Origin of the sequence: Agrobacterium sp. GD03872, from assembly GCF_029840625.1 — a bacterium.
Lineage (GTDB): Bacteria > Pseudomonadota > Alphaproteobacteria > Rhizobiales > Rhizobiaceae > Agrobacterium > Agrobacterium fabrum_A.
In genome coordinates this window covers 553,386-564,662 of the sequence record NZ_JAOCCY010000004.1, presented here as the reverse complement: position 1 = coordinate 564,662, position 11,277 = coordinate 553,386, and the positions used below count along the sequence as shown (strand labels likewise).

The 11,277-nt window shown below is 60.8% G+C and carries 12 protein-coding genes; 3 read left to right on the top strand and 9 right to left on the bottom strand.

The features are described from left to right. Window positions 1-221: 221 nt before the first annotated feature. The 9 genes from cysS to alr all read right to left on the bottom strand — a co-directional run bounded on the left by cysS (window position 222) and on the right by alr (window position 8,929). Window positions 222-1,607, bottom strand: coding sequence for a cysteine--tRNA ligase (gene cysS / locus N5D22_RS13775; protein WP_003520700.1), 1,386 nt, complete (start codon window positions 1,605-1,607; stop codon window positions 222-224). Between the two features lie 191 nt (window positions 1,608-1,798). Further along, the gene (locus N5D22_RS13770) at window positions 1,799-2,179 is read right to left on the bottom strand and encodes a hypothetical protein (RefSeq protein WP_279655504.1); all 381 of its coding nucleotides are present in this window, start codon (window positions 2,177-2,179) and stop codon (window positions 1,799-1,801) included. A 322-nt stretch (window positions 2,180-2,501) separates the two neighbouring features. Next, window positions 2,502-3,242 (bottom strand): SDR family NAD(P)-dependent oxidoreductase, encoded by a 741-nt coding sequence (locus tag N5D22_RS13765; protein WP_020809110.1) that lies wholly within the window; start codon window positions 3,240-3,242, stop codon window positions 2,502-2,504. 145 nt (window positions 3,243-3,387) lie between these two features. Continuing rightward, window positions 3,388-4,896: an amidophosphoribosyltransferase gene (gene purF, locus N5D22_RS13760; protein WP_279655503.1), complete on the bottom strand. Its 1,509-nt coding sequence runs from the start codon at window positions 4,894-4,896 to the stop codon at window positions 3,388-3,390. A gap of 139 nt (window positions 4,897-5,035) precedes the next feature. After that, window positions 5,036-5,623: a CvpA family protein gene (locus N5D22_RS13755; protein ID WP_279655502.1), complete on the bottom strand. Its 588-nt coding sequence runs from the start codon at window positions 5,621-5,623 to the stop codon at window positions 5,036-5,038. 89 nt (window positions 5,624-5,712) lie between these two features. Further along, complete coding sequence (radA, locus tag N5D22_RS13750) at window positions 5,713-7,119, bottom strand: DNA repair protein RadA (protein ID WP_279655501.1); 1,407 nt, start codon at window positions 7,117-7,119, stop codon at window positions 5,713-5,715. 6 nt (window positions 7,120-7,125) lie between these two features. Continuing rightward, entirely contained in the window at window positions 7,126-7,437 is a 312-nt protein-coding gene (locus N5D22_RS13745) for a type II toxin-antitoxin system RelE/ParE family toxin (RefSeq protein ID WP_279655500.1), read from the bottom strand. Continuing rightward, entirely contained in the window at window positions 7,434-7,688 is a 255-nt protein-coding gene (locus N5D22_RS13740; RefSeq protein WP_003520710.1) for a type II toxin-antitoxin system ParD family antitoxin, read from the bottom strand. The genes N5D22_RS13745 and N5D22_RS13740 overlap by 4 nt, the downstream gene beginning before the upstream one ends. Before the next feature lie 65 nt (window positions 7,689-7,753). After that, on the bottom strand, window positions 7,754-8,929 hold the full coding sequence (gene alr, locus N5D22_RS13735; RefSeq protein ID WP_279655499.1) for an alanine racemase: 1,176 nt from the start codon (window positions 8,927-8,929) through the stop codon (window positions 7,754-7,756). 194 nt (window positions 8,930-9,123) lie between these two features. Here alr and N5D22_RS13730 point away from each other — a divergent pair, with 194 nt between their 5' ends. The 3 genes from N5D22_RS13730 (at window position 9,124) to N5D22_RS13720 (ending at window position 11,123) form a co-directional block, all read left to right on the top strand. Continuing rightward, window positions 9,124-9,981, top strand: a complete 858-nt coding sequence (locus tag N5D22_RS13730; protein ID WP_279655498.1) for an AraC family transcriptional regulator — start codon at window positions 9,124-9,126, stop codon at window positions 9,979-9,981. Between the two features lie 138 nt (window positions 9,982-10,119). Continuing rightward, the gene (locus N5D22_RS13725; protein ID WP_279655497.1) at window positions 10,120-10,824 is read left to right on the top strand and encodes an AzlC family ABC transporter permease; all 705 of its coding nucleotides are present in this window, start codon (window positions 10,120-10,122) and stop codon (window positions 10,822-10,824) included. Further along, a complete protein-coding gene (locus N5D22_RS13720; RefSeq protein ID WP_279655496.1) occupies window positions 10,821-11,123 on the top strand; it encodes an AzlD domain-containing protein in 303 nt (100 codons plus the stop codon). Before N5D22_RS13725 ends, N5D22_RS13720 begins: the two co-directional genes overlap by 4 nt. The last annotated feature ends 154 nt before the right edge of the window (window positions 11,124-11,277 follow it).

Sequence of the window (11,277 nt, the reverse complement as noted above, 5' to 3'; positions counted from 1 at the left end):
TTGGTTGAGGTAACTCAAAACCGCAAGCGGATTGTGGTGACCGTCTGCCCCCCCCTCTGCCCTGCCGGGCATCTCCCCCACAGGTGGGGAGATCGGCTAGAAGCACACTCCCCGCTCCATCCGCAGCGTCAGAGTTGGGCGAGCGGTCACCGCGATTGATCTCCCCACCTGTGGGGGAGATGCCCGGCAGGGCAGAGGGGGGTGAGCCTCGAATGTGGAGCCTACCGCTTCAACTCCCACGTCGTCGTCCGCTCCCCGGTCTCCTTGTCCTTGCCATCCTTCAGCTGAATACCCTTCTCGGAAAGCTCATCACGCAAACGATCCGCTTCCGCAAAGTTCTTCGCCTTCAACATTTCCAGACGCAGCTCAACCAGCGCATCGACGGCCGAAACGATGGCCTCGTCCATTTCCGCCTTCTTCGGCAGGACACCCAGCAGGGCAGCACTCGCCGCAAAGGCGGGCAGTCTGGATGGGTCCAGATTGGCGGCGTGCGCCAGCGCATGCAGCGCCTGCACGGCGGCAACGGTATTGAGATCGTCGGCAAGCGCTTCGAGCACGGTTTCATCCGGTGCTGCATCGGAGGCTTCCGCTGCCGGCCACTTGGCGAGCAGACGTTCGGCCTCTTCTAGACGCTTCACGGAAAAATCGATCGGCTCGCGATAATGTGTCATCAGCATGGCAAGGCGCAGAACCTCGCCCGGCCATTTTCGGCCGCCGAATTTCTCCGTGTGCAGCAATTCATAGATCGTCACGAAGTTGCCCTCGGACTTCGACATCTTGCGGCCTTCCACCTGCACGAAGCCGTTATGCATCCACACATTGGCCATGACATGCGTGCCGTTGGCGCAGCGCGATTGCGCAATTTCGTTCTCATGATGCGGGAAAATGAGGTCGAGCCCGCCGCCGTGAATATCGAAGACCTCGCCGAGATAGCGACCGGCCATGGCCGAGCATTCGATGTGCCAGCCCGGACGGCCACGGCCCCAGGGGCTTTCCCAGCCCGGTTCATTGTCCGAGGACAGTTTCCACAGCACGAAATCGCCGGGGGTCTTCTTGTGGGCTTCCACCGCCACGCGCGCACCGGCCTGCTGTTCGTCCAGCGGCCGCTTGGAAAGCTGGCCGTAATCGGCCATCGAGCGGGTGTCGAACAGCACCTCGCCACCAGCCGTATAGGCATGGCCGCGGGCGATCAGCTTCTCGATGAGGTCGATCATTTCCGCGATGTAGTCGGTGGCCCGCGGTTCGACGGTCGGCGGAAGGCAGCCGAGCGTGGCCACATCCTCATGGAACTGGTCGGCGGTCTTTTTTGTCACCGCATGGATGGCGTCGTTCAGCGGCAGATGCGGATAATCCCTCAGGGCCCGCGCGTTGATCTTGTCATCGAGATCGGTGATGTTGCGGGCATAGGTCACATGGTCTTCGCCAAAGACGTGGCGCAGCAGCCGGTAGAGAACATCGAACACGATGACCGGGCGCGCATTGCCGATATGGGCAAAATCATAGACCGTCGGACCGCAGACATACATGCGCACATTATCAGCGTCGATCGGTGCAAATTCCGCTTTTTCGCGTGTGAGTGTATTGTGAAATTTCAGGCGCAAGGACATGCGGCAGTTCCCTAAAGGCAGAATATTGTCCTGGCCGGACCGTTTGTCTGTTGGACCTTGCGGGGAGACGAAAACGATCTGGCCGGCGGTAAACCAGCAAAAATTATTTCAGCAGCAGGTGCAGATCGTCGTTTTCATGACTTGCGTTATGGCGCGGGGCAGGCCGTTGGTCAAGAGCCTGCCCGGCTGTGTCAGGCAGGCTTGCGGCCGATGCCGTTTCGTATCACGGTGACGAGGAAGATCAGCATCGACGTGACGGTCAGGAACGAACCCGCTACCGCCAGAAGCGGTGTGCCGCCGGTCAGGACGAGAGCGATGCCGGGCACGAGACTGACAACGCCGGCAAGGGCGATGGCGAGATGTGTTCTGGAAAGCACGGTGCCATCGGCGTCCGGTGTCACGGTGTAATAAAGGCCGAACAGGCCAAGCGTCGTCCAGCCGACGAGGCTGAGATGGGCGTGGGCCATGGACAGCGAGTGGTCTCTGGAGACTGACATCTGCACACCCCAGATCATGCCGGCCGCTGCACAGAGCACGGCTGCGGTGAAGAAATAGAAAGCAACATTTTTCATCCGGATATTCCCATTGAAAAGAGACCCGCATGCGATGGCGGATCTGCAGCGCCGTGGAGATGAAGCTTTGGAAATGCGGCAGTAAAATCAGGAAATTTGAATGTATTGCTCGATATATGCGTCTGAAAGAATTGTGACCGGTCTGGACAATGGCGCAGATTTATTTGCCGTCGGCAAAAACGATCCGGAGTCTTCGTAGCAGAGCTATACGACGTTTTTGCAGCATGCCGTCACGCAAGCGAAGAAGCGCTTTCCTTCTTTCAGGCAGGCAGGCGGGATTGCCGGCTTTGCCGTCGGCGATCCCGCATCGGACCGGTCGCGCTTATTCCGGCTGGCGGTAATCCACGAAACGCTTTTCCCGCACCACGAAGAGCTTGCCGGTTTCTTTGAGATCGGGCGAGGCGAGCGGAAGAATGGCCGCGGCCACCTCTGACGGATGCGGCACAGTGGCCGGGTCTTCACCGGGCATGGCCTGCGCGCGCATCGCCGTGCGGGTTGCGCCGGGATTGATGCTGTTGACGCGAAGCGCGCTCTTCTGCGTTTCTGCTGCCCAGGTGCGGGCCAGCGCTTCAACAGCCGCCTTGGAGGTGGAATAGACACCCCAGAAGGGGCGACAGCTGTGGGCGGCGCCCGAAGACAGGATCAACGCGCGGCCGGCATCCGACTTCAGAAGCAGCGGCTCGACCGAGCGGATCAGCCGCCAGGTGGCGGTGACGTTGATGTTCATGACCCTTTCGAAGACCTTCGCCTCGATATGGCCGACCGGCGAGATGACGCCGAGAACGCCGGCATTGGCGACGAGAATATCGAGCTTGCCCCAGCGTTCGAAGATATTCGCGCCCAGCGCATCGATGGCTTTCATGTCGGAGAGATCGAAGGGAACGAGCGTCGCCGTGCCGCCGACGGCCTTGATGGCGTCATCAAGTTCCTCAAGGCCGCCCACCGTGCGGGCGCAGGCGATGACATGCGCGCCGGCCTTGGCGAGTTCCAGCGCCGTGAAGTAGCCGATGCCGCGCGAAGCGCCGGTAACGAGAGCGATGCGGCCCTTAAGATCGATAGTCATTGTCTCCCCCGAAATGATTGCGCTTCCTTCTACGAAGCGCCGCCGGCCTTTCGCAAGCGATTATATCTTCGCGTGCGATGGCCTGAACAAAAGGCAAGAAAAAAGCGGCCACCGGAAGCCGGATGGCCGCTTTGTTTGAGGCGTATCAGCCGTTGCTGGCCAGCATGGAAATCTTGCTGCCCATCGCCTCGCCATTCTGGTCGAGGAGGCGGGTCGGATAATCGCCGGTGAAATAATGGTCCGTGAACTGCGGACGCGCCGGATTGCGGTTTTCACCGCCCACCGCGCGGTAAAGCCCGTCTATCGACAGGAAGGCCAGGGAATCGGCGCCGATGAACTTCGCCATGGCCTCGACATCGGCATATTGGTTGGCGAGCAGCTTGTCGGCGTCGGGCGTGTCGATGCCGTAGAAATCCGGATGGAAGATCATCGGGCTGGCGACGCGGATATGCACTTCCTTGGCGCCGGCTTCGCGGATCATCTGCACGATCTTCACCGAGGTCGTGCCGCGCACGATGGAATCATCCACCAGCACCACACGCTTGCCCTCGATCATCGCCCGGTTGGCGGAATGCTTCAGCTTGACGCCGAAAGCGCGGATCTGCTGGGTCGGCTCGATGAAGGTGCGGCCGACATAATGGTTGCGGATAATACCGTATTCGAACGGAATACCGCTTTCCTGCGCAAAACCGAGTGCTGCCGGCGTACCGCCATCGGGAACCGGAACCACCACATCGGCGTCCAGCGGGGCTTCCTTGGCAAGGTTCATGCCCATGTTCTTGCGCGTCGTATAGACGTTGCGGCCGCCGACGACGGAATCGGGACGGGCGAAATAGACATATTCGAACAGGCAGAGACGCTCCGGCTGCGGCTTCGAAGGCTTGCGCGCATCGATGGTGATCGAACCATCAGGCTGGATTTCGCAGATGATGACTTCGCCGTTTTCAACGTCACGGACGAATTTCGCGCCGATGATATCGAGAGCGCAGGTTTCCGAGCAGAAGATCGGCTTGCCATCAAGCTCGCCCATGACCAGCGGGCGGATGCCGATGGGATCGCGGGCGGCGATCAGCTTGGTGCGCGTCATCGCCAGCATCGAATAACCGCCTTCCATCTGCCTGATGGCGTCGATGAAACGGTCGGCGGTGGAGGAGTGGCGCGAGCGGGCGATGAGATGAAGAACGACTTCGGTATCCGACGTCGACTGGCAGATGGCGCCGGTGGCGATGATCTGGCGGCGCAGCGTCAGGCCGTTGGTGAAATTGCCGTTATGGGCAATGGAAATACCGCCTTCTTCCAGCTCGGCAAATAGCGGCTGCACGTTGCGCATCGCCACTTCGCCGGTCGTGGAATAACGGGTGTGGCCAATGGCGATGGAGCCGGGCAGGCGGGCGAGCGTTGCGGGATCGGTATAATGATCGCCGACGAGGCCCATATGGCGTTCCTGATGGAAACGCTTGCCATCGAAGGAGACGATGCCCGCCGCTTCCTGGCCGCGATGCTGAAGCGCATGCAGGCCGAGCGCGGTCAGCGCCGAGGCGTCGGCATGGCCGAGAATGCCGAAAACGCCGCATTCTTCATGCAGCGTGTCGCCGTCGATCTCTTCTTTGAACGTGGCCTCATGGAAAGTGGAATGCGAAAGCGGCTCAATCATCCGGCTTGCCCTTGCTCTCTACCGAGAAAAAAAGAAAGACCTCTCCGGTGAGTGTTTCCCCCGGTCGGTCCGTCTGTGTCGTGCTTGATATTTAGCACAAATAGCGCGCCTTGCATGCATTGCAAGGCGCGACACTGTGTCAATTATTCGTTGCCGGCGGATTTGTCGCCGGTACATCTTCCGCAGGCGCCTGCGCGGCCGTCGGCTCCTGCGGTTTTCCAAGGATGCGGGCGCGGATCTGCGGCTCGATATCGTCAGGCAGAACCGCTTCCAGCTTGCCCACCAGCCCGTCGAGGAAGGGCTTGGACTTCGCCTGCGTCACCCATTCCGGCTGCGTCTTCACATCCACCAGCCAGTTCCAGAAGGCGACCGCGACGACGAGCAGCAGAATGCCGCGCGCCGCGCCGAACAGGAAACCGAGCGTGCGATCCAGCGCGCCGATGCGGCTGTCGATGATGAAATCGGCAATGCGCGAGGTGATGAAGGAAATCACGATCAGCGAGACGAGGAAGACGACGCCCGCCGAACCGGCAATGGCGATCTTGTCGTCATCGGTATAGTTGCGCGCATAGGGCAGCAGGACCGGATAGAGATAATAGGCGGCGGCGACCGAACCGGCCCAGCTCGCGATCGACAGGATTTCGCGGGAGAAGCCGCGGACCATCGCGAGAATGGCGGAGAAAAGAACAACGGCGATGACGATGCCGTCGAAAATTGTAATGGGCATATACCAACTCCGGAGGTGCGACGCCTTGTCAGACGCTGCCTTGCCAATTTTGCGATCCTCTTACACCACTGTTTCCCTTGGCGAAAGGATCAATATTCGTCGTCCTCAACCTGTTTGAACCGGTTGCCGGAGCCGGCGATGCGGGCCACGAGGTCCGGAAGGCTTTCGATTTCCGTCCAGCGTCCCTTGCCGCCTTTCGGCAATTCAGCCGAAGCAGAAGGCAGAAGTGCGGCGGAAAAACCGAGTTTTTCAGCTTCTTTCAATCGCTGGCCCGTATGCGAGACCGGGCGCACCGCGCCCGACAGGCTGATTTCGCCGAAATAGACGCAATCGGCAGGCAGGGCAAGACCGGCAAGCGAGGAAACGAGCGCCGAGGCAATCGCCATATCGGCCGCCGGTTCGGAAATGCGGTAGCCGCCGGCGACATTCAGATAGACATCATGCTGTCCGAGCTTCACGCCGCAATGGGCCTCCAGCACGGCGAGAATCATGGCGAGGCGGGAACTGTCCCAGCCGACCACGGCGCGACGCGGCGTACCCAGCGACGTGGCGGCGACCAGCGCCTGCACTTCGACAAGCACGGGCCGCGTGCCCTCGATGCCGGCAAAAACCGCAGCGCCCGGCGACTTTTCGTTGCGTTCGCCGAGAAACAGTTCGGAGGGGTTGGAGACTTCCCGGAGGCCGCGATCCGACATTTCGAACACACCGATTTCATCGGTCGGCCCGAAGCGATTCTTGACGGTGCGCAGGATGCGATGATGATGTCCGCGGTCGCCTTCGAAATAAAGCACGGCATCGACCATGTGCTCGACAACGCGCGGACCGGCGATCTGGCCTTCCTTGGTGACATGGCCGACGAGCACCATGGTCGCGCCGGTCTGCTTGGCGAAGCGGATCATCGCCTGCACGCCGGTGCGCACCTGCGTCACCGTGCCGGGGGCGGAATCGGCCGTGTCGCTCCACAGCGTCTGAATGGAATCGATGATGACGAGATCGGGCCGCTTGCCTTCGGAAATCGTCGCCAGAATATCCTCGACATTGGTTTCCGCCGCCAGCAGCACATCGGTTTCCGCAGCCCCGAGACGCTGCGCGCGCAGACGCACCTGCGCCACCGCCTCTTCGCCCGAGACATAGATGATACGATGCCCACGCCGCGAAAGAGCCGCTGCGGCCTGCATGAGGAGTGTCGATTTGCCGATACCCGGATCACCGCCGATCAAAACCGCCGAACCGCGTACGAAACCGCCACCGGTTGCCCGGTCGAGTTCGCTGATGCCGGTCGGAATGCGCGGCGCTTCCTCGATCTCGCCGGAAAGCGAGGTGAGGGTGACAGGCCGGCCCTTTTTTGGCGTCTTGCCCGGTCCGGAGCCGATGCCGCCCATCGGGTCCTCTTCGACGATGGTGTTCCATTCGCCGCAGCCTTCGCATTTTCCCGCCCAGCGGGTGTGAACCGTGCCGCAGTTCTGGCACACAAATTGGGTCTTGCCTTTGGCCATCTTGTGTCAGTTTTCTTCTTCTACGTCTTCGGCGCCAATGTGTTGATGGCCGTGGACGATGCGCAATATGCGCAATTCGTTTTCTTTTACACGAAAATAGATGCAGCGATTTTTGTGATTTACCGCACGAAGACCGCTGCTGATCCAGTCACGGGAAACTCCGGTCAGACCCAGCCGGGCTGTATCCCGGATTTTCCGCTCAATGGCCGACACAAGCTGTTCGCCGGCGACCGGATTTTTGTCCTCCAGAAATTTATAGAGATGGATAAGATCACGAATGGCGCGCGATGACAGGGAATAGATGCGGGCCTTCGTCACTTTTCGTTTCTGGCGCGTTCGATGATGTAGGCGGTCAGATCATCATCCGTCGAAAAGGTCACGTAATCACCCCGTTCGAACTCTGCGTCAGCTTCGTGAATCATCTTCCGGAGCTCCGCGAGTCGTCCCTCATCACTGCTCAACAATTGCAGGCTTGCATGAATAACCGCGTCCGCATCGCTGTAGATGCCCGCCGCCACCTGCTCCTCGATGAACTTCTCGTCCTGCTCGCTCAAATGGATTTCGGGCATTTCGATCTCCTTTTGTTCTCTTCTAGCACAGGTCGCGGCAGCTTTCCAAGGGCTAAAGGCGTGGCTCAGTCGTCGGCCATCAGATATTGCCGCTCGTACCGCAGGCCAAGCCCCGTCAGCATCTCGTAACCGATAGTGCCGGCCGCCTGTGCGGCCTCGTCGACCGGCACATTGGGGCCGAAAAGCTCGATATAGTCGCCGGCACGGATGGCGTTGGCCGGGACATCCGTCACGTCGAAAATGGTGAGGTCCATGGTCACGCGGCCAGCGACCGGCACCTTGTGGCCGTTGACGACGCCATAGGCGCCGCCATGGCCCATTTCGCGCAGCGGAATGCCGGAACCGGAAAGCGAACGCTGATATCCATCCGCATAACCCACGGAAGCGATGGCAAGGCGGCTTGCGCGTTTCAGCAGAAAGGTGCCGCCATAACTCACGGTCTGGCCTTCGCCGGCCTCGCGTATCTGGATGATCCGCGCTTCGGCTGTGGCGACGGGCCGCATAGGGTTCGCCATGCCGTTGACCGCTTCGCCGCCATAAAGGGCGATGCCGGGGCGAGTGAGATCGAAATGATAGTCCGAGCCGAGGAAAATCCCGGCGGAAGCCGAAAGGCTTGATTCGATACCTTCGAAAGCAGCGCTAACCTTCCGGAATGATTCGAGCTGTACCCTGTTCATTGGCGAGGAGGGCGTGTCGGCGCAGGCGAGATGCGACAGCACCAGAACCGGGTCGAAACTTGCCGGCCGCGTCACGTCGTCGGCCAGAAACAGCGCGTCGTCGAGGGGCAGGCCGAGGCGGTTGAAGCCGGTATCCACATGCAGCGCGCAGGGGTGGTCGCCGCGCTCGGCAACCGTCGCCATCCAGAAGGACAGCTGCTCCTCGGAGGCCAGAACCGGCACAAGATCGTTGTCGAAGACCTGCCGTTCCTGACCCTGCCATATGCCTGACAGCACGAAGATGCGCGCTTCCGGAGCATAGGAACGCAGCGTCGCACCCTCGGCCACCGTGGCCACGAAGAAATCGCGCGCGCCGGCATGGTAAAGCGTCGCCCCGCAATCCTCGATACCGAGACCATAGGCATCGGCCTTGACCACAGCCGCCGTCCGCGCCTTGCCGGAACGCCTCTTCATGTCCCGCCAATTATCGGCGAGCGCGCCGAGATCGACGGTCAGCCTCAGCGGCGCGTGCTCGAAAGTGTCGGTTTCGTTTTCGGGAAAGCTGTCTTCGAAGTCGTCTGTCATGCCATGCGTCCGGTTGATTGGAACCTCGCGGACCCTACAGCATCGGCGCAAAAATCGTTATCGATTTTTGCAAAGCACGATGCATAGATTCAAAGTGTTAGAGCTTCATTCCGCGCATTTGTGGAAATGCGCCGGAATGAAGCTCGGGCACTTTTGTTCAAGACGGTAATGGCCGATTGGTTTAAACTCGTTCCATGCACAATGTTTCGCAGGAACAGGCCATAGACGTCATGCCGATTGCCGCGACGGAAACCACGCGTTTCTGGCGCGACCGGCGTTTTGGCGGCATGGAATGTCTGAGCGCGACGTTCCTGACACATGAATATTCCCCGCACGCGCATGATACTTTCTCCATCGGCGCGATCGAAAGCGGTTCGCAGATTTCCACCATTCAGGGCACCACCGAGCAGACGGGACCGGGACATCTTTATCTCATCAACCCGGATGAGGTTCACGACGGCGCGCCGGGCGGCGGCGGTTATCGTTATCGGATGATCTATCCCGATATCGTCTTGCTGCGCGATATTATCGAGGATGTGACGGGAAGGGCCTTTCACGGCACGCCGTCCTTTCCAAGGTTTCTGCCGCATGATCCGCAGATGGCGGCCGCCTTCCAGATGGCGCATCGACGGCTTGAGGCCAAGACCGGGGCGCTGGAGGCGGATGAGGGCATGTTCTCGGTTCTCGCCGCCCTGTTCGGCAGGCACGGCAGCGCCATTGTCCTGCCCGTCGAAACACGAGAGAAAACGGCGGTTTATACCGCCCGCGACTATCTTTCCGACAATTACGAGACCGATATCGGCCTTGAGGAACTGGCTTCCATTGCCGGTCTCAGCCGCGCGCACCTCATTCGCGCTTTCAGGAAAGAGTTTCACATCACCCCGCATGCCTATCTGACGGATGTGCGCATCCGCAGGGCGCGCCGGCTTTTGCGCGCCGGCGAGATGCCGGCCGAGGTGGCGGCGATGTGCGGTTTTGCCGACCAAGCGCATTTCACCCGGCATTTCAAGGCCCGCACCGGTGTCACACCGGGGCAGTTCCGGTTGGCCTGAGTTCAAAGCCCGCATTTCCGTTCGGAAATGCGACAAAAGAAAAAGCGACGCTTCAGCAGAAAACCGCCTGACGTCACTTTCGTTCAAGACCGAAGAATGTCGCAAGCGTAATCCCTCTCTTTCGAAAGGGAGAATGCGATGTCGATATCGGGAAAAGGCGCGGAATTCAGCGCCGGATTGCGGGCCGCCGCGCCATTGCTGGTCGCCATGGTGCCCATCGGCGTGGTGTTCGGCGCGGTCGCCATCGGCAAGGGCCTGTCGCCGCTTGAGGCGTCGTTGATGTCGCTGCTGGTCTTTGCCGGCGGTTCGCAATTCGTGGCGATGGATCTATGGACGCATCCGGCAAGCTGGAGCGCACTCGGCTTTGCGGCGCTGCTGGTCAATCTGCGCCATGTGCTGATGAGCGCCTCCATCGCCGGCAAGCTGGATGATTTCAGTGGCTGGCGCAAATATGCCGCCATGCTGGTGCTGACGGATGAATCCTGGGCATTGTCCGAATTCCGCGTCATCGCCGGCAGGCTGACGGCGGCCTTCTTCACCGGTGCTGCGCTCTCGATCTATCTCGTCTGGAACCTCGCAACCCTTGCCGGCGCGCTGCTCGGCTCGGTGGTGGGGGACATGTCGGTCATCGGTCTGGATTTCGCCTTTCCAGCCGTCTTCATCGTGCTGCTCATGGGGTTCTGGAAGGGCAGGGAAACCGGCTTCGTGCTTCTGGCAAGCGCCGCCGCCGCCTGTCTTACCCACGCGCTGGTTCCCGGCGCCTGGTACATCGCCGCCGGTGCGCTGGCGGGTCTGGCTGTCGCCGCCTTCGGCCACGAGGAACAGGCGGAGCAGCCGGCATGACGCTTGATCCGAATACGCTGCTGACGATCCTTGCCATGATGGCGGCAACCGTCGCCACGCGCCTTGGCGGCCTGTTGCTCGTCACTCATTTTACGCTGACGCCGCGCCTGAAAAAGGCGCTCGGCGTGGTGCCGCCCGCCGTCCTGATGGCCGTGGTGACGCCGACCGCGCTCGCCAGCGGTCTGGCGGAAACCATCGCCTGCGCAATCACCGCCGCCGCTGCGCTGCGCCTCAGCCTTCTGCCGGCCGCAACGCTCGGTGTTGCGGCCGTGGCGCTGCTGCGCGGAATCGGATTGTGAGACAATCCGGTCAAACCGTTGAAAAGATTCCGCCCTTGGGAGTAGAACGGGCAGGAGAGGGCGAAAACCCGTTCCATGCGGAATATTGAATGTGAACGCAGGACGATAGTCCGGACTTGAGCAGGCGCTTGCAAGCCGTTATCCAGTGCCTGCC

Coding starts and splice junctions, on each gene's coding strand:
- cysS (WP_003520700.1), bottom strand. CDS start 1,607: ATGTCCTTGCGCCTGAAATTTCACAATACACTCACACGCGAAAAAGCG.
- N5D22_RS13770 (WP_279655504.1), bottom strand. CDS start 2,179: ATGAAAAATGTTGCTTTCTATTTCTTCACCGCAGCCGTGCTCTGTGCA.
- N5D22_RS13765 (WP_020809110.1), bottom strand. CDS start 3,242: ATGACTATCGATCTTAAGGGCCGCATCGCTCTCGTTACCGGCGCTTCG.
- purF (WP_279655503.1), bottom strand. CDS start 4,896: ATGATTGAGCCGCTTTCGCATTCCACTTTCCATGAGGCCACGTTCAAA.
- N5D22_RS13755 (WP_279655502.1), bottom strand. CDS start 5,623: ATGCCCATTACAATTTTCGACGGCATCGTCATCGCCGTTGTTCTTTTC.
- radA (WP_279655501.1), bottom strand. CDS start 7,119: ATGGCCAAAGGCAAGACCCAATTTGTGTGCCAGAACTGCGGCACGGTT.
- N5D22_RS13740 (WP_003520710.1), bottom strand. CDS start 7,688: ATGCCCGAAATCCATTTGAGCGAGCAGGACGAGAAGTTCATCGAGGAG.
- alr (WP_279655499.1), bottom strand. CDS start 8,929: ATGACAGACGACTTCGAAGACAGCTTTCCCGAAAACGAAACCGACACT.
- N5D22_RS13730 (WP_279655498.1), top strand. CDS start 9,124: ATGCACAATGTTTCGCAGGAACAGGCCATAGACGTCATGCCGATTGCC.
- N5D22_RS13725 (WP_279655497.1), top strand. CDS start 10,120: ATGTCGATATCGGGAAAAGGCGCGGAATTCAGCGCCGGATTGCGGGCC.
- N5D22_RS13720 (WP_279655496.1), top strand. CDS start 10,821: ATGACGCTTGATCCGAATACGCTGCTGACGATCCTTGCCATGATGGCG.